The organism is Streptomyces afghaniensis, from assembly GCF_044327915.1.
Lineage (GTDB): Bacteria > Actinomycetota > Actinomycetes > Streptomycetales > Streptomycetaceae > Streptomyces > Streptomyces afghaniensis.
In genome coordinates this window covers 324087-345781 of the sequence record NZ_JBIRGJ010000012.1, presented here as the reverse complement: position 1 = coordinate 345781, position 21695 = coordinate 324087, and the positions used below count along the sequence as shown (strand labels likewise).

The 21695-nt window shown below is 72.5% G+C and carries 17 protein-coding genes; 10 read left to right on the top strand and 7 right to left on the bottom strand.

Features of this window, described 5'->3' with window-relative positions:
• Window positions 1–28: 28 nt before the first annotated feature.
• Window positions 29–1909: an ABC transporter ATP-binding protein gene (locus ACH4G3_RS39910; RefSeq protein WP_397629048.1), complete on the bottom strand. Its 1881-nt coding sequence runs from the start codon at window positions 1907–1909 to the stop codon at window positions 29–31.
• Window positions 1906–3795, bottom strand: coding sequence for an ABC transporter ATP-binding protein (locus ACH4G3_RS39905; RefSeq protein ID WP_397629047.1), 1890 nt, complete (start codon window positions 3793–3795; stop codon window positions 1906–1908). Before ACH4G3_RS39905 ends, ACH4G3_RS39910 begins: the two co-directional genes overlap by 4 nt.
• A 223-nt stretch (window positions 3796–4018) precedes the next feature.
• On the opposite strand from ACH4G3_RS39905, the gene ACH4G3_RS39900 reads away from it, so the two are divergent.
• The 5 genes from ACH4G3_RS39900 (at window position 4019) to ACH4G3_RS39880 (ending at window position 8736) form a co-directional block, all read left to right on the top strand.
• On the top strand, window positions 4019–4924 hold the full coding sequence (locus ACH4G3_RS39900; RefSeq protein WP_397629046.1) for an ABC transporter ATP-binding protein: 906 nt from the start codon (window positions 4019–4021) through the stop codon (window positions 4922–4924).
• Window positions 4921–5670: an ABC transporter permease gene (locus ACH4G3_RS39895; protein ID WP_397629045.1), complete on the top strand. Its 750-nt coding sequence runs from the start codon at window positions 4921–4923 to the stop codon at window positions 5668–5670. The genes ACH4G3_RS39900 and ACH4G3_RS39895 overlap by 4 nt, the downstream gene beginning before the upstream one ends.
• 25 nt (window positions 5671–5695) lie before the next feature.
• Window positions 5696–6946, top strand: coding sequence for a sensor histidine kinase (locus ACH4G3_RS39890; protein ID WP_397629044.1), 1251 nt, complete (start codon window positions 5696–5698; stop codon window positions 6944–6946).
• A complete protein-coding gene (locus tag ACH4G3_RS39885) occupies window positions 6939–7628 on the top strand; it encodes a response regulator (protein ID WP_397629043.1) in 690 nt (229 codons plus the stop codon). The genes ACH4G3_RS39890 and ACH4G3_RS39885 overlap by 8 nt, the downstream gene beginning before the upstream one ends.
• A gap of 97 nt (window positions 7629–7725) precedes the next feature.
• Window positions 7726–8736, top strand: coding sequence for a ScbA/BarX family gamma-butyrolactone biosynthesis protein (locus ACH4G3_RS39880; RefSeq protein ID WP_397629042.1), 1011 nt, complete (start codon window positions 7726–7728; stop codon window positions 8734–8736).
• Window positions 8737–8811: 75 nt separating this feature from the next.
• Here the strand turns inward: ACH4G3_RS39880 and ACH4G3_RS39875 are convergent, their stop codons facing one another.
• The 4 genes from ACH4G3_RS39875 to ACH4G3_RS39860 all read right to left on the bottom strand — a co-directional run bounded on the left by ACH4G3_RS39875 (window position 8812) and on the right by ACH4G3_RS39860 (window position 12980).
• On the bottom strand, window positions 8812–10266 hold the full coding sequence (locus ACH4G3_RS39875) for an MFS transporter (RefSeq protein WP_397629041.1): 1455 nt from the start codon (window positions 10264–10266) through the stop codon (window positions 8812–8814).
• 126 nt (window positions 10267–10392) lie between these two features.
• A complete protein-coding gene (locus tag ACH4G3_RS39870) occupies window positions 10393–11100 on the bottom strand; it encodes an HAD family hydrolase (protein WP_397629040.1) in 708 nt (235 codons plus the stop codon).
• Between the two features lie 129 nt (window positions 11101–11229).
• Window positions 11230–11928, bottom strand: coding sequence for an HAD family phosphatase (locus ACH4G3_RS39865; RefSeq protein WP_397620311.1), 699 nt, complete (start codon window positions 11926–11928; stop codon window positions 11230–11232).
• A gap of 59 nt (window positions 11929–11987) precedes the next feature.
• The gene (locus ACH4G3_RS39860) at window positions 11988–12980 is read right to left on the bottom strand and encodes an aldo/keto reductase (protein ID WP_346139686.1); all 993 of its coding nucleotides are present in this window, start codon (window positions 12978–12980) and stop codon (window positions 11988–11990) included.
• A gap of 355 nt (window positions 12981–13335) precedes the next feature.
• Here ACH4G3_RS39860 and ACH4G3_RS39855 point away from each other — a divergent pair, with 355 nt between their 5' ends.
• The 4 genes from ACH4G3_RS39855 (at window position 13336) to ACH4G3_RS39840 (ending at window position 16751) form a co-directional block, all read left to right on the top strand.
• Window positions 13336–14346 carry a beta-ketoacyl-ACP synthase III gene (locus ACH4G3_RS39855; protein WP_397629039.1) on the top strand — a complete coding sequence of 337 codons (1011 nt, stop codon included), beginning with the start codon at window positions 13336–13338 and terminating at the stop codon, window positions 14344–14346.
• 63 nt (window positions 14347–14409) lie between these two features.
• On the top strand, window positions 14410–14649 hold the full coding sequence (locus tag ACH4G3_RS39850; RefSeq protein ID WP_020272690.1) for an acyl carrier protein: 240 nt from the start codon (window positions 14410–14412) through the stop codon (window positions 14647–14649).
• The gene (locus tag ACH4G3_RS39845) at window positions 14649–15881 is read left to right on the top strand and encodes a beta-ketoacyl-[acyl-carrier-protein] synthase family protein (RefSeq protein WP_397629038.1); all 1233 of its coding nucleotides are present in this window, start codon (window positions 14649–14651) and stop codon (window positions 15879–15881) included. Before ACH4G3_RS39850 ends, ACH4G3_RS39845 begins: the two co-directional genes overlap by 1 nt.
• A gap of 114 nt (window positions 15882–15995) precedes the next feature.
• Window positions 15996–16751 (top strand): thioesterase II family protein, encoded by a 756-nt coding sequence (locus tag ACH4G3_RS39840; RefSeq protein ID WP_397629037.1) that lies wholly within the window; start codon window positions 15996–15998, stop codon window positions 16749–16751.
• 8 nt (window positions 16752–16759) lie between these two features.
• Here ACH4G3_RS39840 and ACH4G3_RS39835 read toward each other — a convergent pair whose 3' ends face one another.
• Window positions 16760–17578: an AfsR/SARP family transcriptional regulator gene (locus tag ACH4G3_RS39835; protein ID WP_397629036.1), complete on the bottom strand. Its 819-nt coding sequence runs from the start codon at window positions 17576–17578 to the stop codon at window positions 16760–16762.
• A 254-nt stretch (window positions 17579–17832) separates the two neighbouring features.
• Here ACH4G3_RS39835 and ACH4G3_RS39830 point away from each other — a divergent pair, with 254 nt between their 5' ends.
• Window positions 17833–21687: a type I polyketide synthase gene (locus ACH4G3_RS39830; protein ID WP_397629035.1), complete on the top strand. Its 3855-nt coding sequence runs from the start codon at window positions 17833–17835 to the stop codon at window positions 21685–21687.
• Window positions 21688–21695 lie beyond the last annotated feature (8 nt).

Here is a 21695-nt window from a genome sequence, read left to right as displayed (position 1 = left end):
CCTCCGCCGCCCTCTCCTCGCCGCCGTCCTACGCCAGGCTGTCCCGCCAGGCCCGGTGCAGATCCGCGAACCTGCCCGTGCCCGCGACCAGTTCGGCCGGTTCGCCGTCCTCGACGATCTTCCCGTGTTCCATCACCAGGACCCGGTCCGCGATCTCGACGGTCGACAGCCGGTGCGCGATGACCACGGCCGTACGGCCCTTCAGCACCGTGGCCATCGCCCGCTGCACCGCGCGCTCGCCCGGGACGTCCAGCGAGCTGGTCGCCTCGTCGAGGATCAGCACCGCCGGATCCGCCAGCAAGGCCCGCGCGAACGCGACCAGTTGACGCTGACCGGCGGAGATACGGCCGCCCCGCTTGCGAACGTCGGTGTCGTAGCCGTCGGGCAGCAAGCCGATGAAGTCGTGCGCGCCGATCTCCTTCGCCGCACGCTCGATCTCCTCGCGCGAGGCGTCCGGCCGGCCGATCGCGATGTTCTCGGCGACCGTGCCGGAGAACAGGAACGCCTCCTGCGTCACCATGACCACCCCGCGCCGCAGTTCGGGCACGGAAAGGTCGCGCAGGTCGACGCCGTCCAGCAGCACCCGGCCCTCGGACGGGTCGTAGAACCGGGCGAGCAGCTTGGCCAGCGTCGACTTGCCGGCGCCCGTGGAGCCCACGACCGCGACCGTCTGCCCGGCTGGGATCGTCAGGTCGAAACGGGGCAGCACCTCGCCGCCGGTGCGGTAGCCGAAGCGGACGCCGTCGAAGACCACTTCGCGGCCGGGGTGTTCGCCCCCGAGCGGCGGGAGCTGCCGGGGGGTGGCCGGTTCGGGGACCGACGGGGTCTGGGCGAGCAGCCCGGCGATCTTCTCCAGCGAGGCCGCCGCCGACTGGTAGGAGTTGAGGAACATCCCGAGCCGGTCGATGGGGTCGTACAGCCGCCGCAGGTACAGCACGGCCGCCGCCAGCACACCGAGGGCCAGCGTGCCGTCCGCGACCCGGTAGGCGCCCCACAGCACGATCGACGCGACCGCCGTGTTGGCGACCAGCCGGGAACCGGTGACGTACCGGGCCATCTCCAGCAGCGCGTCGCCGTTGGTCCGCTCGTGCCGCTCGTTGAGCGCGCCGAAGCCGGCGTCGTTGACGGCCTCGCGGCGGAAGGCGCGCACCGGCCGGATGCCGTTCATGGTCTCCACGAACTTGACGATGACGGCCGCGATCGCCGTCGACCGTGCCCGGTACACCCGGCCCGCCCGCCGCTGATACCACCGCACGAGCGCGTACAGCGGCACCAGGGACGCCACCGCCACACCGCCGAGGCCGAGGTCGAGCCAGAGCAGCATCACCGAGATGTAGACGAAGGACAGGACGACCGTCACGAGCTCCTGGAGGCCCTCGTCCAGCAGCTCGCGCAGCGACTCCACGTCCGTCGTGGAGCGGGAGATGAGCCGGCCCGAGGTGTAGCGCTCGTGGAAGTCGACGCTCAGCGCCTGCGCGTGGCGGAAGATCCGGCCGCGCAGGTCCAGCAGCACGTCCTGGCTGACGCGGGCCGCGGCGGCGACGAAGGCGAACTGGAGCCCGCCCGCGGCCAGTGCGCACGCCAGATAGCCGACGGCCACCGCGATCAGCGGCCCGTGGTCCTGCGCCCGGAACGCCGGCACGGCACGGTCGATGGCGTACGCCACGAGCAGCGGGCCCGCCTGCACGACCGCCTGCTGGAGCAGCAGCAGGAGCGTCGTGACCGTGACGCGGGCCCGCATGGGCGAGAGCAGGGAGCGCAGCAGGGCGGCGGTGGCGCCCGGGGGCGTGGGCAGGACGTCCCGGTCGAAGGGGTCGCCGGTGGCCGGGGGCCGAGCGCCGGGTTCCGCGCCGTCGGGTTTCTCGTCGCCGGGTGTCCCGTCGGCCGGTGCGGTGGTGGCCGCCGTCATCGTGCGCCCTCCTGTTCGGCTGACCGTGCGGCTGACTGGGCGTCCGACGGGTCGCCCAGCTGTTTCCCGGACGGGTCGCCCGGCTGTTCCCCGGACGTGTCGCCCGGCTGTTCCCCGGACTGTTCGCCGGACATCAGGTGCGCGTACTCGGCGTTCGTACGCAGCAGTTCCTGGTGGGTGCCGACCGCGGCGATCCGGCCGCCGGACAGCAGCGCGACCCGGTCGGCGAGCAGCACGGTGGACGGGCGGTGCGCCACGATCAGGGCGGTGGTGTCCGCGAGGACCCGCCGCAGGGCGGCCTCCACGGCGGCCTCGGTGTGCACGTCCAGGGCCGACAGCGGGTCGTCCAGAACGAGGAACTCCGGCTGTCCTACGACAGCTCTGGCCAGCGCGAGGCGCTGCCGCTGCCCGCCGGAGAGGCTGTGCCCCTGCTCGCCCACCTGGGTGTCCGTCCCCTGCGGCAGGGCGTACACGAAGTCGGCCTGGGCGACGGCCAGGGCGCGCTCCAGCTCGGCCGGGCCGGCCGAGCCGTCGGCGCCCATGAGAACGTTGTCGGCGACCGAGGCCGAGAAGAGCGTGGGCTCCTCGAACGCGACCGCGACCTTGGCGCGCAGCGCACTCCTCGACAGGGTCGTGATGTCGACGCCGTCGAGGGTGATGCGGCCCGAGGTCACCTCGTAGAAGCGGGGGACGAGCGCGGTGAGGGTCGTCTTGCCGCTGCCCGTCGCGCCGACGAGCGCCATGGATTCGCCGGGGCGGATGTGGAGGCCGACCCCGTCGAGGACCGGAGGGGAGTGGGGCGGGGCGTCGGGGTAGCGGAAGGTGACGTCGTGGAAGCACAGGCCTGCCCGAGCTGCGGGCACGGACACCGGGTCACCGGCAGCCCCCCGTTCCTCCACCCCCTCGGCCATCACCTCGAAATACCGCTCCGTCGCCGTCGCCGCCTCCTGGCTCATCGCCAGCAGGAACCCGATCGACTCCACCGGCCACCGCAGCGCCAGCGCCGTGGACAGGAACGCCACCAGCGTCCCCGCAGACAGCCCCCCGTCGGCCACCTGCACCACCCCGACCACCAGCGCCGCCCCGATCGCGACCTCCGGCAGCGTTACGATGACGCCCCAGATCGTCGCCAGCAGCCGCGCCTTGCGCAGCTCCGTGCCGCGCAGCGTCCCCGACAGCTCCCGGAACGCCCGGGCCTGGCTCCGGTGCCGGCCGAAGCCCTTGATGATGCGGATGCCGAGCACGCTCTCCTCGACGACCGTGGTCAGGTCGCCGACCTGGTCCTGGGCGAGCCGGGCCACTCTGGCGTACCGCTTCTCGAAGATCACGCAGGTGACCATGACGGGCACGGCCGGCCCGAGGATCACCAGCCCCAGGGTCCAGTCCTGGAGCAGCATGATGACCACGCCGACGAGGATCGTCACGCCGTTGACCAGCAGGAACGTCAGCGGGAAGGCGAGGAACATACGCAGCAGCATCAGGTCCGTCGTCCCCCGGGACAGCAACTGCCCCGAGGCCCACCGGTCGTGGAAGGCCACCGGCAGCCGCTGGAGGTGCCGGTACAGAGCCGCCCGCATGGACGCCTCGACGTGGGAGAGCGGCCGGGCCACCAGCCACCGCCGCAGCCCGAACAGCAGGGCCTCGGCGAAGCCGAGCAGCAGCAGGTACAGCGCGCCGAGCCAGACCCCGCCCGGGTCCCGGTCGGCGATCGGCCCGTCCACCATCCACTTCAGGACGAGCGGGATCACCAGGCCCACGCAGGAGGCCAGTATCGCGACGAACGCGGCGGTGAACAGCCGCACCCGCACGGGCCGCACATACGGCCACAGGCGCAGCAGCGTTCGCACGGTGGGACGGTCCTGGGCGGGGGCGGGTGTCGTGGCCATCAGCAGCGAGCCTACGGATCGCCACTGACACTGCCCACCGAGTTTTGGCCCTACCGAACTCGGCCGTCGGTCCTACGACCTGGGGGTACCTTCCTGCTCGAGCGAAGCCGAGAGCTCGGGGGTGCGTTCGAGGGGTCGTACGGCGGCATCAGCCGATCGGCTGATGCCCGTTCGAGCGGGACGGCCGATGCGCCGGGCCGGCCCGCCCCGGGACCCTCGACGCATGTCCGTCATCGAAGTCACCGACCTGCGCAAGGCCTACGCCGGCCGCCCGGCCGTCGACGGTGTCTCCTTCGCCGTCGAGGAGGGCGAGATCTTCGGCGTCCTCGGCCCCAACGGCGCCGGCAAGACCACCACCGTGGAGTGCGTCGAGGGGCTGCGCGTGCCCGACTCCGGCCGGGTCCGCGTCACCGGCCTCGACCCCGTCACCGAGCCCGAGGCCACCCGCCGCGTCCTCGGCGCGCAGCTCCAGGAGAGCGAACTCCAGGCGAAACTCACCGTCCGCGAGGCGCTGGAGCTGTACAGCGCCTTCTATCCGAGCCCGCTCGACTGGCGGCCACTCGCCGAACGCCTCGGCCTCACAGCCAAGTTGACGACCCGGTTCGCCAAGCTCTCCGGCGGTCAGAAGCAGCGGCTGTTCATCGCGCTCGCGCTGGTGGGCAACCCCCGGGCCGTCGTCCTGGACGAGCTGACGACCGGGCTCGACCCGCGCGCCCGCCGCGACACCTGGGAGCTGATCGAGGACATCCGGGCCAACGGCGTGACCGTCCTCCTCGTCACCCACTTCATGGAGGAGGCGCAGCGGCTGTGCGACCGGATCGCCGTGATCGACAAGGGCCGGGTGGCCGCCCTGGACACCCCGGCCGGCCTGATCCGCCGCTCGGCCGGTTCCACCGTCATCAGCTTCACCCCGTCCGCCCCGCTGGACGACCGTGACCTGAACGCGCTGCCCGCGCTCGCGTCGGTCGAGCACAGGGACGGCCGCGTCACCCTGGCCGGCACCGACGAGACCGTCAACGCCGTCATCTCCCTCCTCGCCCGCACCCGCGTCACGGCCCACCAGCTCCGGGTCACCGACGCCACCCTGGACGACGCGTTCCTCGACCTCACGAAGGAGGCAGCGGCATGAGCACGGCTCTGGTCAACACCGCCGTACTGAAGAGCGAGATCCGCCTGTTCCGCCGGGAGCCCGGCAGCCTCTTCTGGATCCTGGTGTTCCCGACCCTGCTGCTGGTGATCCTCGGCTCCATCCCGTCCTTCCGGGAGGCCGACCCGTCCTTCGGCGGGCTGCGCCCGGTCGACGGCTACGTCCCGGTGAGCGTGCTGCTCGGCCTGATCATGGGTGGCATCCAGGCGATGCCGCAGACCCTCACGGGCTACCGCGAGCGCGGCATCCTGCGCCGGATGTCCACAACCCCGGTCCGCCCCGCCGCCCTGCTGTCCGCGCAGATGCTGCTGTACGGCGGGGCCGCCCTGGTCTCGGCGCTGCTCGCCCTCACGGTCGGCCGGCTCGCCTTCGCCGTACGTCTGCCACGGCAGGCCTTCGGATACGCGCTGGCCCTGCTGCTGGCCGTGCTGGCCGCCCTCGCGCTGGGCGCGGTGATCTGCGCGCTGTCCCGGTCCACGAAGATCGCCGGCGCCGTCGGGTCGGCGGTGTTCTTCCCGGCGATGTTCTGCGCGGGGGTGTGGATGCCGGTGCAGACCATGCCGGACGTACTGGCGCGCTCCGTCGGCCTCACGCCGTTCGGCGCGGCGGCCGAGGCCCTGAACCGGGCCGCCGCGGGGGACTGGCCGGGCTGGGGGCACCTGGGAGTGCTCGTGGCCTGGACCGTGCTGCTGACGGCCGGCGCCTCGCGCTGGTTCCGCTGGGAGTAGGCGAAGGGCCGTGCACACTGGGGAGATGACCTCGGCGGACGAGCAGATCGAGCACCGTCAGAACCAGTTCCACACCTGGGGCGTCTACGGACTGCTCGCCGTCTCCGCCCTCCTCTCGGTCGCCGCGCACGAGCTGATGACGAGCCCGGCCGAGTGGTACGCGGCCGGGGCGCTGGTCGTCGCCGCGGTGCTCCTCCAGCTGTGGCACGGGCCCCGCCGCGGCCGCCGGACGCCGTCCGCCCGCGGGACCGTCTACTACGCGCTGCGCTGGGCCGTCTCCTTCGTCCTCACGTGGCTGAACCCGTTCTTCGGGTTCTACGCGTCCACCGGCTACTTCGACAGCGACGAACTGATCCCCGGCAGGCGCCGGCAGTGGCTCGGTCTCCTGGCCACCGTCGTCGTGGTGGCGGGCTCGCAGTCCGGCGGGATGCCGATCCGCAGCCCGACCCAGTGGCTGCTGTTCTGCGGGCTGCTGGTCGCCAACTTCGGTCTGCTGACGGTGGTCGGCCACATCGCCCAGCAGGAGGAACAGCGCTCCCGCGAGCGGGCCGTCACCATCAGCGAACTCGAACGCACCAACGCCGCCCTGCAACGGGCCCTCGACGAGAACGCCGCCCTGCACGCCCAGCTCCTCGTCCAGGCCCGGGAGGCCGGCGTCGCCGACGAACGCCGGCGGCTGGCCGCCGAGATCCACGACACCATCGCCCAGGGGCTGACCGGCATCATCGCCCAGCTCCAGGTCGTCGCGAACGCCCCCGACCTGGCCGTGGCCCGCACGCACCTCGAACGCGCCTCCGGCCTGGCCCGGCACAGCCTCGGCGAGGCCCGCCGCTCCGTGCACAACCTCGCCCCCGTGGCGCTGACCGACGCCGGGCTGCCGGAAGCCCTGAAGAAGACGGTCGCCGAGTGGGGCGAACGAACGGGGGTACGCGCCGAGTTCACGGTCACCGGCACCGCCGAGCAGCTCCACGAGGAGGTCGCGGCCACCCTCCTGCGGATCGTCCAGGAGGCCCTCTCCAACGCCTCCCGGCACGCGTCCGCCGGCCGCGTCGGCGTCACGCTGTCCTTCCTCGGCGACGAGGTGATCCTCGACATCCGTGACGACGGCAGCGGCTTCGACCCCCTCACCGTCCCCGCCCGCACCCGCTCCGGCGGCTTCGGCCTCGACGGCATGCGTGCCCGCGCCGAACGCATCGCCGGCTCCCTCACCGTCGAGTCCGAGCCGGGCCACGGTACGGCGGTCTCCGCTCGCGTACCGTTGGTCCGCCATGACTGAAGACGCCGCTACGGGTGACGCCGCAACGGGTGACGCCGCTGCGGGTGACGCCGCGATCACCCTGCTCATCGTCGACGACCACCCCGTCGTACGGGACGGACTGCGCGGCATGTTCGAGTCCGCGCCGGGGTTCCGGGTCCTGGGGGAGGCGTCGAACGGCGTCGAGGCGCTCTCGCTCGCCGCCGGCCTCGATCCGGACGTGATCCTGATGGACCTGCGCATGCCGGGCGGCGGGGGAGTGGACGCCATCCGCGCCCTGACCCGCACCGGCGCCCGCGCCAAGGTCCTCGTCCTCACCACCTACGACACCGACTCCGACACCCTCCCCGCGATCGAGGCGGGCGCCACCGGCTACCTGCTGAAGGACGCGCCCCGCGAGGAGCTGTTCACCGCCGTACGGGCGGCGGCACAGGGCCGTACGGTCCTCTCCCCGGCCGTGGCCTCCCGCCTGGTCTCCGCCGTCCGCACTCCCAGGGCCCCCGGCAACGAGCCGCTCTCCGCGCGCGAACGCGAGGTGCTGGCCCTGGTCGCCAAGGGCACGTCCAACCGCGAGATCGCCCGCGAACTGTTCATCAGCGAGGCGACCGTGAAGACCCACCTCACCCACCTGTACGCCAAGCTCGGCGTCAAGGACCGCGCGGCGGCGGTGGCGGTGGCGTACGACCGGGGGATCCTCGGCTAGCCGTCCTCGGCGAGGCGTGATGGGCGCGTGAGGTGTGCGTGAGCGGTCGCTGGGAGCGTGGCTGTCGTCAAGCACAGTCTGTACAAAGGGGATTCGCGTGACCGTGACGGCCGAGACGGACCGTGTGGGAGCCGCGCTGCGTGCGCTCACGTTCGAGCACACCGTGGCGAAAGGACTCGTGCACCGGCGGGCACTGTCGGAGGTGTTCCTGACCGACAGCAGGGCGGTCGACGACGACCACTTCGTGGCCGGAGCGCAACTGCCGCCGTCCCACGCCTACTACACCGACCACACGACCGGCTCCGCGGTCGATCCGCTGTTCCTGCTGGAGTGCTGCCGCCAGGCCGAGACGCACGCGGTGCACGCGCACTTCGGGGCGCCGGACGGCACCAAGTTCGTCCTCCAGCAGTGGTCGATGGACCTGCCGGGCCTGAGCGCGCTGGAGCGGGCCCACGGGCCGGCCGAGGTGACGGTCGCGGCCACGACGCACGACGCCCAGTGGGTCGGGGGGTCGCTGCGCGGTCTGCGGTACCGCATGGCGATCAGCGTGTCCGGGCAGCCGGTGGGCGAGGTGACGATGAGGGTGAAGTACGTCGCCGACAGCGTGTACGGGATGCTCCGCGGCCGACGGGACGGCGGGAGCACGCCGACGTCCGAGTCGTACCGCCGGCCGGCCACACAGGGCCTTGTGAGGCCCGGGCGCGTGGGCCGGGAGCGGCCGGAGAACGTGGTGCTGCTCGACCCGGTCACCGAGGGCCGGCAGGTCCGGGCACGGCTGCTGGTGGCCGGCGGGCACCCCAGCCTGTTCGACCACGCCCAGGACCATGTGCCCGGCATGGTGCTGATGGAGGCGGGACGGCAGACCGCCCTGCTGACCGCCGAGGAGCTCTTCGGGGCCCCGGCGGCGTCCTGGTCGCTCACCGGTCTCGAGGCCTCGTTCGGCGCTTACGCGGAACTCGACGAGCCCCTGACGGTGGTCGGCGACGGCCACGAGCAGGCGGCCGACGCCGCCGGGACCGTCTCGATCCCCGTGACGTTCGAACAGGGCGGGCGCAGCGTCGCTCGGGCCGCCTTCAGGCTGGAGCCCGGCGGCAGCGCGGGACGGTGACACAAGAAGGACCGTCCGGACTCCCCGAGGTGGGGTCCGGACGGTCTTCTCGTCCGTGGGGGGAGCGGGGAGGGGTCATCCCTCCTGAGCGGTGGAGGACTGGTCCAGGTCACGGTCACGGACCATGGTGAAGATGGCGATCGCCCCGGCGAGGGCCACGCAGGCCAGCACCACGTAGACGACGCCCCAGCCGTGCTGGAGACCCTGGACCGCCCGGTCCACCAGGTCCTGCCCGCCACTCGCGCGTACGGAACCCAGCCGGCCCTGGACCACGTCGTCGGCCATCGCACCGTCGCCCGCGGACAGTTGCTGACGGGTCGAGGTGAGCAGCAGCCCGCCCACGCACGCCACGCCGATCGTCTCGCCGGCGACCCGCAGGGTGTTGAACATGCCCGACGCCATACCGCTGCGCTCGGCCGGCACCACGCTGACCGCCGCGTTGTCCATGACGCCGAAGGCGAGACCGATACCGACACCGGCCAGCAGCAGCGCCGCGTACAGCCCGGTACGGGACGACACCGGGTCGGTGAACGTCATCAGCAGCAGCGCGACGGCCAGCACCGCCGGTCCGACGGCCAGCAGCGTCCGCACGGACAGCAACCGCACCAGCGCGGGGGTGAACAGCGGCAGGACGAAGACCGGCAGCGTCAGCGGCAGCAGCATCGCTCCGGACATCGTCGAGCCCGCGCCGCCCGCGCCCTGGAAGTAGGGCGGCAGGTAGACGAGCAGGGCCGCGAACGCGAAGACGATGCTCACCGGCTGCCAGATGATGGCGACGAACGTGGGACGCCGAAGCAGGCTCAGGTCGAACATCGGCTCGGCGACACGCAGTTCGACCACGACGAACAGGGCGAGGAACAGCGCCGCACCCGCGAAGGAGCCGAGCGTGACGATGCCGCCCCACCCCTGTGCGGGTCCCTCGACGAAGCCGAGGGCGAGCAGCATGAGGGCGAGGGTGAAGGTCAGCACGCCGGGCAGGTCGATGCGCCGCGCACCCGGGTTCTTCGACTCGGGCAGCGGCCGGGCCAGGACGAGCACGACCGCACCGAGCACGACGTTGACCAGGAACACGGCGTGCCAGGACGCGACGCCCACCAGCAGACCGGACACGAACGGGCCCATCGCCAGGCCGAACCCGATCGAGGCGCCGAAGATGCCGAAGGCCCTGGCCCGGGCAGCCCCGCTGAACGTGTGGGCGAGCAGCGCGGAACCGCTGGTCAGCACCGCGGCCGCGCCCATGCCCTGGACGAAGCGCGCCAGGTCCACGAGCAGGATGGTGGGCGCGGTGCCCGCGACGAGCGAGGCCAGCGCGAAGACGGCCGTGCCGCTCAGGAACAGGCGGCGGCGCCCGAAGAGGTCCGCCGCGGAACCGGCCGCGAGCATGAAGGCGGTGAACGCCACGTTGTAGGCGTTCAGCACCCACTGGGTGGAGGCGGCCGAGGCGTGCAGCGCGCCGGACATGTCGGCGAGGGCGACTCCCGGCCCCGTGACGGAGATGGGCAGCATCACGGCGGCCAGAGCGATGGCCACCAGTACACGCGTGGGATTGGGGGCGGTCTCCGCAGGGACGGTCCTGGGTGGTGACAGCTCGGAATCAGCAAGTGACTGGGACATCGAAACCTATCAATCCTGGGGCGACTTGGGTCGGGTGCGTGGTCAGAGCCGGGAGGCCGGCAGCGGGGCAGGCCGGTCGTCCTCGGCGGTGAGGAGAGCGCCGAGCTCCGCGAACGAGGTCACCTGCGCGTCGATGAACGACCCGAACGCCGACACGTCGTCGTCCGAGAAGACCGCGCCGCGCATCAGCACCGTACGCAGCCCCGCGATCTTGGCCGCGCGCAGGGCGAGCGGGGAGTCGTCCACCAGCAGCCACTGCCCCGGGTCCACTTCGCCCTCGGCCGCGAGCAGCGCCGCGTAGGTGTCGGGGTCGGCCTTGGATGCGTGGTCGAGCGCCACGTAGTCCTCGGGCCCGAACAGCCCGTCGAGCAGCGAGCGGCGCGCGGTGGTGCGGTCCATCGTGGAGAAGACCCGCAACCGCACATCCCGCGCACGCTGCTGCGCGCAGAAGGCCTCCACGCCCTCGCCGAGGGTCAGCGGCGTGCCCCGGACGGCGGTCAGCGACCTGAGGGCGTCGATCTCGGCGCTGAGGTGCTGCTCGATGCCGAGGCCCGCGAACAGTACGCGCAGGCTGTCCCGTTGGGGAAAGGTGCTGATGGCCTTGAACTGCGTGACCGTCGCCTCGATCGGCAACTCCGTGTGGCGGTTGATGCCTTCGTGCAGGGCGAGCAGCAGCAGGCTCGACGCGTTCAGGCTCAGCACTCCGTCGAAGTCCAGCAGCACGGTGTGCGGGGAAGCGGCGCGGTCCAAGGCGTAACTCCTGGGTGGGATGAGGGGGCGCGGCCGGAAGGGCCGGGACCGCGCGGGAAGGGGAGGGGCGCCGGCGGCGCCGGACCGGCCGGGGGAAGGGCGGTCCGGCACGCGCGGCGGCGCGTGGACTCAGTCGCGCCAGACGGAGTGCGCGGCGGCCTCGGTGTCGAGGGTGCGCAGCAGCTCCTCGTCGATGGAGTGCAGCGAGTCGACGATGTGCCGGGCGCCGCTCTCGCGCATCAGCTGGGGCTGGAAGCTGTGCTCGAAGGAGCTGGGGTGCCCGATGAAGGGGATGTCGAGGGCCTTGGCGACCTCCGCCACCCGGGCCACGTCGTCGATGAACAGCACCTCGTCGTACTTCAGGCCGAAGACCTCGGTGGTGATCTCGCGCAGGCCGGGGCGGAAGTCGTTGGTGCAGACGTAGCCGGGCTCGTCGAAGAGGTCGGCGTGCTCGCCCAGGAAGTGGTCGAAGTGCGACTTGTCGAGGCCGCCGTAGCTGACCGTCTTCAGCCCCAGTCCGCGCAGCCGGCGCAGCAGGTCGATCGCGCCGTCGAGCAGCTCGACCGGGTGCTCGCGGGTGTACTCCTCCCGCTCCTTGAAGTAGACGTCGATCGCCTCCTGGGCGGTCCACGGAACGCGCGCCGCGTTCGCCATGCCCTGGCCGCCGACGAGCTGCGGCTGGGAGAAGATGCTGCGCTCGACGTCTGCGGTGTACTCGCCGCCACGACTGACGATGAAGTTGTGGATGACGGGGCTGAAGGTGTCGTTCAGCAGGACGCCGTCGATGTTGACGGCGGCCAGCTTGAGCTGCTTGAGCTTGTCTGCCATGGGATTCCTCGTTACGTGGTCAGGAGGGTGAAAAGCGAAGGGAGGGACGAGCGAAGGAGTCAGTGGCCGACGGTCGCCATGCCCGCCGGGTCGTAGCGCTCGCCGGAGACGACGTCGTGGGGCACCGCGGCCGACACGGCGGCCAGTTGCTCGTCGGTGAGCCGCAGTTCCGCGGCGGCGACGTTCTCGCGCAGGTAGCCGATCCGGCGCGTGCCCGGGATGGGGACGATGTCGTCGCCCTGGGCCAGCAGCCAGGCCAGGGCCAGCTGTACGGGGCTGCAGCCGTAGAGCTCCGCGAGCTCGCGGAGCCGCTCGACCATCCGGATGTTGCGCGCCAGGTGCTCCTGCTGGAAGCGGGGGTGCGAGTGCCGGAAGTCGGTGGGGTCCAGGTCCTCGGGCCGGCTGATCGCACCGGTCAGGAAGCCCCGCCCGATCGGCGAGTACGCCACGAGTGAGGTGCCCAGCTCCCGGGCCACCGGCAGGACCTCGGCCTCCACCTCGCGGGTCCACAGCGAGTACTCGGTCTGCAGGGCCGCGATGGGGTGGACGGCGTGCGCCCTGCGCAGGGTCTGCGCGGTCACCTCGGACAGCCCCAGGTGCCCGACCTTGCCGGCCCGCACCAGCTCCGCCATGGCTCCGACCGTCTCCTCGACGGGGATGTCGGGGCTCTTGCGGTGGAGGTAGTAGAGGTCGATGTGGTCGACGCCCAGGCGCTTCAGCGAGGCGTCGACGGCCCGCCGGCAGTGCTCCGGGCTGGAGTCGATGTTCCGGCCCTGCCTCGGGTCGCTGTCGTCGCGCCGGATCCCGAACTTGGTCGCGAGGACCACCTGGTCGCGGCGGCCCGCGATGGCCCGGCCCACCAGGCTCTCGTTGTGGCCCTTGCCGTACATGTCGGCGGTGTCGAGCAGCGTGACCCCGCTGTCCAGGGCCGCCTGGAGGGTCGCCAGGCTCTGGGCCTCGTCGGTCGGACCGTAGAACTCCGACATCCCCATGCAGCCGAGACCGATGGCGGAGACCACCGGGCCGTTCGTGCCAATCCTGCGTTGCTGCACTCAGTTCTCCTCGTGCGCGGTCTTGAGCGGGGTCGTGTGAAGGCGTGTCCGGAGCGCGGTCCCCTGCACCGCGGCGCGGGGCCGCCGCCGGACGCATTCCAGGCTGGCAGCGCGTACTTACGCGCCACTCATGTGCCGCTCACGGCCGACGTGAGCGGCACATGTCCCCTGCGTGGGCCGCTCGTGAGGGAAAGCGGAGCCCGCGTTGTCAGGGTGAGAACTCCGACGGCGCCACAGCACATCGGTGCACCACGACAGCAGCCAGGAGGAACGACGCAGTGACGGCTACGACAGCGACAACGGCTGTGGCTGACAGCGACACCCCGAACGACTCCCACGGTGACGGAGACGCCGGATGACCGGGTCGGACCGCGCGGCGGTCGTCGCCGGCCTGGGCGCCTGGGTCCCGCCCACGGTGGTCACCAACGACGACCTCGCCCGGCAACTGGACACCTCGGACGAGTGGATCAGCAGCCGGACCGGGATCCGCCGGCGGCACGTCATCGACCCGGGCGGATCGACGGGCGACCTCGCCGTCGAGGCCGGGCGCAGGGCCCTGAAGTCCGCGGGCGAGGAGCGGGCCGACGTCGTCGTGGTCGCAACCAGCACCCCGGACCGCCCCTGCCCGGCCACCGCGCCCGAGGTCGCCGAGCGGCTGGGTCTCGGCGGGGTCGGCGCGTTCGACATCGCCGCCGTGTGCACGGGCTTCGTCTACGCCCTGGGGGCGGCGGCCGGTTTCGTCCAGGCGGGCTTCGCACGCTCCGTCCTGGTCATCGGGGCGGACACCTTCTCCACCATCCTCAACCCGGCCGACCGTACGACCCGGGCCATTTTCGGGGACGGCGCCGGAGCGGTGTACCTGCGCGCCGGCGCGGCGACGGAGCCGGGTGCCCTGAAGGGACTCCACCTCGGCAGCGACGGCGGCCAGAGCGACCTCATCCAGGTGGCGGCCGGCGGTTCACGGCAGCGGTCCACCGGACGTCCGGCCGCGCCGGAGGCCTCCTACTTCACCATGGAGGGCCGCCCGGTGTTCGCGGAGGCCGTGCGCCACATGGCGGCCTCCGTGACGACGACGGCCGACGCCGCGGGCTGGGCGGTCCGGGACATCGACAAGGTCGTCCTCCACCAGGCCAACGCGCGCATCCTGGCAGCGGTCGCCGAGCGCATCGACGTACCGCTCGAACGGTTCCCCGCCAACATCGAGCGGGTCGGCAACACCGTCGCGGCCTCGATCCCGCTGGCCCTGGCCGACGCGTCGGCCGACGGTGAACTGCTCCCCGGCCAGCGCGTCGTGCTCGGCGGGTTCGGCGGCGGACTCACCTGGGGGTCGGTGGCCCTCGTATGGCCCGACATCACGGCGGCCTGACGCCGGCCCCCCTCACAGCCACCCTCACCTCTCACCACTCACCGCACCACAAGGAGAAACACCATGCAGGCGATCGCGGAGCGGGTCTCGGTCCTTCTCTCCGACCAGTTCAAGGTCAAGCCGGAGATCATCGCGTCCGAGGTGACGCTCGGCAAACTGTCCTTCGACTCCCTGGTCCTGATCGAGCTCGGCCTCGTCCTCGACAAGGAGTTCGGGGTCGAGATAGCGGACGGTGAGCTCACCGAGGAGCACACCCTGGACGACCTGGTCCAGCTGCTGTCGGCCAAGGGAGCGGCGGTCTGATGGCGGACGGTCCCGCACACGGCACGGCCGTCACCGGCCTGGGCCTGGTGACCCCGGCCGGAATCGGCCTGGAGGAGAACTGGGAGCGGGTGCTGTCCGGACGCTCCTGCGCCACCCGCGACCCCGCGCTCACCGAGCTGTCGGTCGACTTCTCCTGCCGGGTACCGGGTTTCGACGCCGGTGAACTGCTGGGCGGCTTCGCCGGCTGGCAGCTGGAGCGCTTCGTCCAACTCGCCCTCGTGGCCGCCCGGATGGCCGTCGCCGACGCCGGATGGGACTCGACGACCTGGGACGGCACCCGGGTCGGGGTGGTGCTCGGCAACTCGCTCGGCGGCGCCGCCACCTTCGCGGAGCAGCACGACACGCTGCGCGAGCGCGGCGCCGGCAAGGTCTCGCCCCTGCTCGTGACGAAGTACATGCCGAACATGCTCGCCGGCTATGTGGCGATCGACGTCGGTGCCCGGGGGCCGAGCCTGGTCACCGCCACCGCGTGCGCGTCCGGGGCGACCGCCATCGGCACCGCCCGGGACCTGCTGCGCTCCGGTGCCTGCGACATCGTGCTGGCGGGTGCCAGTGAGTCCGCGCTCACCCCGACCGTGATGGCCGGGCTGTGCAAGATGGGCGCTCTGTCCAAGTCGGGGGACGCGCCCGAGCACGCCGGCAAACCGTTCGACGCGGAACGGGACGGATTCGTGGCCGCCGAGGCGGCCGGCGTGCTGGTCCTGGAACGGGAGGCGGACGCCCGGGCCAGGGGTGCGAGGATCCGCGCCGTCGTCAGCGGCTACGGATCCTCCTCCGACGCCCACCACGCCACCGCCCCGCACCCCGACGGGGAGGGCATCGAGCGGGCCCTGCGCGCCGCCCTGGCGGACGCGGGTGCCGACTCCGGTGACGTACGCCATGTCAACGCGCACGGCACCGCCACCGCGATGAACGACCTCGTCGAGGGCAGGATGCTGCGCCGCGTTCTGGGCGGCACGCCCCTGGTCACGTCGACCAAGGGGGTCACCGGCCATGCGCTGGCCGCCGCGGGCGCCATCGAGGCGGCGTACACGGTGCTGGCCGTGCAGCACGGCACGGTGCCGCCGACGGCGAACCTGAAGAACCCGGACCCCGCCATCGAGCTGGACGTGGTCAGCGGCGAACCCCGCACCACCCCGGTGGACGTCGCCGTCAGCACGTCGCTGGGATTCGGCGGCCACAACGCCGCGCTCGTCATCACGTCGGCCTGAGTCCGACGCCGCGAGGTCCGCGCCGGGCGGGGAGCACGCTCCCCGCCCGGCGCGGGCGCTGCACGCGCCCTGTGTACGGCGCTCCCACGGTCCCCGACCCACCAAGGAATGAGCATGGCTTCCCACTGCGAGGACTGGACGCATGTGCTGCGGCCCTCCGCCGACCGCGGCGGCCGCGTCGTCGTCTTCCCCCACGCGGGCGCCGGCGCGCAGCGCTACGCGAGCGTCCTGGCCGGTCTGCCGGAGACGGTGGAGGTCGTGGGTGTCACCCTGCCGGGGCGGGAGCGGCGCGCGAGCCTCGCACCACGTACGACGCTGGCGGCCGCCGTGCCGGGCATCCGCCAGGAGCTGAGCGCCCTCGACCCCGCCCCCACCGTCTTCTACGGCCACAGCCTGGGAGGGCTGCTGGCGCTCGCCGTCGCCGACGCCGGCGGACACTGCGACGGCCTGGTCGTCAGCTGCTCGCAACCGGGTGCGCACAGCCGGCCGCGCCCGCAACTCCCGGGCACGGCCGCCGAACTGGCCGAGATCCTCGCATCCCACCGCCTGCCCGCCGACGCCCTGCACGACCCTTCGCTCAGCCCCGCGCGACGGATCCTGGCCCATGACCTCGCGCTCGCGCGGGACGCACTGCGCGCCGTGGAACCGCTGCGGCTCACCGTGCCGGTGACCGCGCTGGCCGGTACGGACGATCCGCTCGTCCCGCCGGACGCGCTGCCCCTGTGGGCCCGCTTCACGTCGGGCCCGTTCCGCTGCCGGTTCGCCCGGGGCGGGCACTTCTTCCCCTTCACCCCGTACGGTCAGGGCGTCCTGCTCGAAGAGCTCCGCGCGTCCCTGACGGCCGCTCACACGGGGGCACTCGCCCACTGAGACGGGCGCTACGCCCCGACGAGATGGGGGGAGCGGTCGCCCAGGAACGTGTGCTCCAGCGCGTCGTCGCAGTTCAGGATCTGCTGCTGGAGGCGACGCAGCCGGTGCGAGGGTTCCAGGCCGATCCCGTCGGTCATCGCGGCGCGGACGCCCTGGTAGGCCGCCAGCGCGTCGTTGCGGCGCCCGGAGAGGTACAGCGCCAGCATCAGGTACTCGTGCAGCACCTCGTCGTAGGGATTGAGCGCCACGAGGGCGTGCAGTTCGCCGATGACCTCGGCGTAACGGCGCAGCCGCAGGTCCAGGCCGACGCGCTGGCTCAGCACCGCCTTGCGGTCCTCCTCCAGCCGCAGCACGTGCGGGTGCAGTACGGGCCCGGCCGGCACATCGGCCAGGGGCGCGTCACGCCACAGCTTCAGCGCGTTGTTCAACTGCGCCGACGCCTGTGACAGGTCCCCCCTGGCCTCCGCCTCACTCGCCGCCGACACGAGCCGGTGGTAGCCGACGATGTCGAACTGCTCACCGGGGACTTCGAGCCGGTAACCGGTGGCCTCGGTGATCAGCGTCTCCTTGGGGAGACGGTCCGAGGGGCCGCCGGCGAGGGCGTGGCCGATGCTCTTGCGGATCTGCATGACGCAGTTCTGGATGCCCGTCGAGGCGCTCATGGGCACGTCGAGGCCCCACAGTTCGCGCTCGATGGCGGCCCGCTGCACCACGCGGCCCCGGTTCAGGATGAGCACGGCGAGGAGCTTTCTGGCCTTCAGCGCCGTGGGAACCACCGACACGCCGTTCATGGTCACGCGCAGGGGGCCCAGCACTCTGGCGATCATCCGTCCTCCTCGCTCAGGTGTGTAGCGGTGTATCAATGGACTGTAGCTCATGTTTTGACCGCTGTCGTTCGCGAACTGCTCGCCCTATTCAAGGAAGCAGCACGTCATCAACCTTGCGAAGTCAGGGGAAATGCGCCTGTGACGCACTCTTCTCCTCTCGTTCATCGAGTCAACTGGAAGTCAAACTTAGCCTCTGGTTTACTTTTGGACCTCACACCGCAGAAACCAAGGGGGGCTTCGTGCAGCAAGGCGGCATGCCTGACATCGCGATCGTCGGGATGGGATGCAGATTTCCGGGAGCGCCCGGGGTGCGGGAGTTCTGGCACCTGCTCGAGCGCAACACCGACGCCGTCACACCCGTGCCGGAGGACCGGTTCGACGTGCGGCGGTACCACTCGGCGCGGCCGGGCGAACCGGGCACGACCGTCTCCCGGCACGGCGGGTTCATCGACGACCTGTACGGCTTCGACGCCGCCTTCTTCGGGATCGCCCCGCGCGAGGCGCTGGCCATGGATCCTCAGCAGCGGGTCCTCCTCCAGGTCGTCTGGGAGGCACTGGAGGAGGCGCACATCCTCCCGTCCTCGCTGGCAGGCAGCCGCACCGGTGTCTTCGTGGGGCAGGCGACCGCCGAGTACGCGGACCTGGCGGAGTCCGACGGGCATCAGGACGTGCACGGGATGGCGGGCAGCCGGCTACGGACGATGACCGCCGGGCGCCTGTCCTTCGCCCTCGACCTGCGGGGGCCCAGCCTGATGGTCGACACCGCGTGCTCCTCGTCCCTGGTGGCCGTGCACCTGGCCCGGCAGAGTCTGCTGACCGGGGAGAGCGACCTGGCCGTCGCCGCCGGAGTCAACGCCGTGCTCTCGCCGTCCGACGCCATCACCTACTCCCAGGGCGGCATGCTCGCCCCCGACGGGCGCTGCAAGTTCGCCGACGCCTCCGGCGACGGCTTCGTCCGCAGCGAAGGAGTGGGGGCCGTCCTGCTCAAGCGGCTGCCCGACGCCCTGCGCGACGGCGACGAGGTCCTCGCCGTACTGCGCGGAAGCGCCGTCACCAACGACGGCCAGGGCAGCGGAACGCTGCTTCAGCCCGCCGTGTCCGGACAGACCGAGATGATCCGCTCCGCCTGCCGCAGCGCCGGCATCACCCCGGACCAGCTGGACTACGTGGAGGCACACGGCACCGGCACGCCCGTCGGGGACGACGTCGAACTGCGCGCGCTGGCACAGGCCGTGGGCGACGAAGGACGGTCCCGGCCCCGTCCGCTGCCCATCGGCTCCGTCAAGACCAACATCGGCCACGCCGAAGCCGCCGCCGGAATCGCGGGCCTGATCAAGACGGTGCTCATCGCCCGGCACCGCACCATCCCCGCGTCCCTCCACCTGCGCACGCCGCACCCCGCCCTGGCCGGTGACGCCGCCGCCCTCGCCGTCGTCACGCGCAACACCCCGCTCGTGCCCGGCGATCGGGCCGCACTCATGGGTGTCAGCTCCTTCGGCCTCTCCGGCACCAACGCGCACGTGATCGTCGGCGAGTACGTGCCCGAGCCGCGCACAGGCAGGCTCCCGCACGGCGCTTCGGACGCTCCCGGAGAGGCGCAGCTGCTGCTGCTCAGCGCCCGCACCCCGGCCGCCCTGAGCCGGCTCGCCGCGCGCTACGCCGACTTCCTGGACCGCGACGAAGGCCGCGCGTTCCCCCTGCGCGACATCTGTCACACCGCCGCGACGCGACGAGACGCCCACCCCCACCGCCTGTGGGCCGTCGGCCGTACCCACGGCGAACTCGCCGCCGCCCTGCGCGCCCTGGCCGCCGGCGAGGAGACACCGGACGGCGGGACGGCCGACGCCGGTTTCACGGGCGACCGCCGGACCGCGTTCGTCTTTCCCGGGCAGGGCTCGCAATGGCTCGGCATGGGGCGCCGCCTGCTGGCCTCGGAAGAGGTGTTCCGCCGGACCCTGACGGAATGCGACGCGGCCGTCCGGGAGGAGCTGGGGTGGTCGGTCATCGGCCTGCTGACCGGCGACGGCGAGGACGCACCGGCGCAGGAACTCCCCGACGACGTCGCCGTGGTGCAACCCCTGCTGTGGGCCGTGCAGGTGTCACTGGCCGCGCTCCTGCGCGCCAAGGGAGTCGAACCCGGCCTGTGCGTCGGGCACAGCATGGGTGAGGTGGCCGCCGCGCAGGTCTGCGGGGCACTGTCGCTGAGGGACGCCGCCTCGGTCATCTGCCGGCGCAGTTCCCTGATGCAGGGTCAGGCGGGGCGCGGCGCGATGCTGGCCGTCGAACTCGACGCGCAGGCCGCGGCGGACGCGGCGGCGCCCCACGGCGACGCGGTGTGCGTCGCGGCGGAGAACGCCCCCGGAAGCACCGTCCTCGCCGGGGACGCGCGCGCTCTGCACCTCATCGCCGAACGCCTCCAGGCCCAAGGGGTGTCCTGCCGGTACGTCAAGGTCAACGTGGCGTCCCACTCGCCGTACATGGCGGAACTGCGGGACGACCTGGCCGACGCCCTCGCCCACCTCACGCCGCTGCCCGCGCGTACCGCGATGTTCTCCACCACCCGCTGCGAGCCGGTCGACGGCCCCGAACTGGACGCCGCCTACTGGGTGGACAACCTCCGCGAGCGCGTGCGTTTCGTCGAGGCCGTGCGCGCGGCCACCAAGGAGGACACGGTGTTCCTGGAGGTCAGCCCGCACCCGCTGCTCGTCCAGTCCGTCACGGCGGTCCTCGACGAGCAGGGCGCCGCACCGGCGGCCGTCGCCACCCTGAAGCGTCACCAGGACGACGGCGAGAACCTCACCCGGGCGCTCGGGCAGCTCTTCTCCCACGGCGGACGCATCGACTGGAACCGCTACTTCCAGGGGACCGCGCCCCGCGTGCCGCTGCCGGCGTACGCCTGGGACCAGGAACAGTTCAGGAAGGAGCCGGCCCCCGCTCCGGTGCCCGCCGCGCCGGCCGAGCACGTACGGGAGGTCGAACTGCGCGAGTTGGGCCTGGACGACCTCGGCCGGAGCGTCCGCATCGGAGACGGCGCAGCCGTCGTACCGCCGGTGCTCTACGTCGAGGCGGTCCTGCGGGCGGCGGACGGCATCGGGCCACGCGGTGAAGGCGTGCTGGAGGACGTCGAGTTCGGGGACCGGCCCTGGGAGCTGGCACACGCCCGCGATGCCGCGGTACGTGTGTGCCTGACGCCCGCCGCACAGCAGGGCTGTTTCGTGTTCACCGTCACCGCGCTGCGCACCGCGGGCGGCACCCGGGACGGTGAGCTGTGCATGACCGGCAGGTTCCGCACGGCCGCCCCGGCCGCCGACGCGGGGGAGGGCACCCCCGGCCGGAGCGGGACGGCCGGGCCGTACGGCCGGGAGCTGCTGGACGCCGGCCTGACGCGGTGTACCGCGTACGTGCCGGCGGCGGAGTTCTACCGCCGTGCCCGGGCCCGCGGCTACACCATCGACGCGGCGCTGTGCACCGTGGCGCAACTGTGGTGCTCCGAAGGCGAGTCGGTGGCCCGCATGCGCCGCTCGCCCGGCGCGGGGACGACGGGTCTGGAAGCGGGGCTGCTGACGATGCTCGCCGCGTGGCCGCACGCCACGGGAGCAGGGGGGAGGCCGGACGGCTACGTGCCGGTGTCCTTCGGCCGCGTCCTGGTCCGCGACGAGGCGGGAGTCGGCCAGGACCACTGGTGCGTGGCCCGCTTCACGCCCTCGGACGGTACGGACGACGCGCGCTGTGATGTGTGGCTGACGGCCGAGGACGGCCATGTGATCGCGGAGTTCCGTGACATACGACTGCGTCGCCGGGCGGCAGGCCCCGCCCGCGAGGCGCTCGACGCGGAAGGCCCGGTGCCGCTGCCGGTTCCCGCGACCACGACCACCGGGCGCGCTCCCACGCCCGACGACGTACTGAAGCAGGCCGCCACCGTGCTCGGCCTCTCGGCGACCCGGCTCGATCCGCGCAGACCGCTGCGGACCCTGGGACTGGACTCGCTGCTGGCGACCGAGCTCAGGGTGCGTCTGCACCGCACGGCGGGTGTCGACATATCCGCCGGACGACTGCTGGGCCGCGAACCCATCGGCGTGATCGCCGCTTCCGTGGCGTCACAGCCCTGACGTCACAG

Bases quoted from the DNA above. Each gene is read 5' to 3' on its own strand.
- ACH4G3_RS39910 (WP_397629048.1), bottom strand. From the start codon at position 1,909: ATGACGGCGGCCACCACCGCACCGGCCGACGGGACACCCGGCGACGAG.
- ACH4G3_RS39905 (WP_397629047.1), bottom strand. From the start codon at position 3,795: ATGGCCACGACACCCGCCCCCGCCCAGGACCGTCCCACCGTGCGAACG.
- ACH4G3_RS39900 (WP_397629046.1), top strand. From the start codon at position 4,019: ATGTCCGTCATCGAAGTCACCGACCTGCGCAAGGCCTACGCCGGCCGC.
- ACH4G3_RS39895 (WP_397629045.1), top strand. From the start codon at position 4,921: ATGAGCACGGCTCTGGTCAACACCGCCGTACTGAAGAGCGAGATCCGC.
- ACH4G3_RS39890 (WP_397629044.1), top strand. From the start codon at position 5,696: ATGACCTCGGCGGACGAGCAGATCGAGCACCGTCAGAACCAGTTCCAC.
- ACH4G3_RS39885 (WP_397629043.1), top strand. From the start codon at position 6,939: ATGACTGAAGACGCCGCTACGGGTGACGCCGCAACGGGTGACGCCGCT.
- ACH4G3_RS39865 (WP_397620311.1), bottom strand. From the start codon at position 11,928: ATGGCAGACAAGCTCAAGCAGCTCAAGCTGGCCGCCGTCAACATCGAC.
- ACH4G3_RS39855 (WP_397629039.1), top strand. From the start codon at position 13,336: ATGACCGGGTCGGACCGCGCGGCGGTCGTCGCCGGCCTGGGCGCCTGG.
- ACH4G3_RS39850 (WP_020272690.1), top strand. From the start codon at position 14,410: ATGCAGGCGATCGCGGAGCGGGTCTCGGTCCTTCTCTCCGACCAGTTC.
- ACH4G3_RS39845 (WP_397629038.1), top strand. From the start codon at position 14,649: ATGGCGGACGGTCCCGCACACGGCACGGCCGTCACCGGCCTGGGCCTG.
- ACH4G3_RS39840 (WP_397629037.1), top strand. From the start codon at position 15,996: ATGGCTTCCCACTGCGAGGACTGGACGCATGTGCTGCGGCCCTCCGCC.
- ACH4G3_RS39835 (WP_397629036.1), bottom strand. From the start codon at position 17,578: ATGATCGCCAGAGTGCTGGGCCCCCTGCGCGTGACCATGAACGGCGTG.
- ACH4G3_RS39830 (WP_397629035.1), top strand. From the start codon at position 17,833: ATGCCTGACATCGCGATCGTCGGGATGGGATGCAGATTTCCGGGAGCG.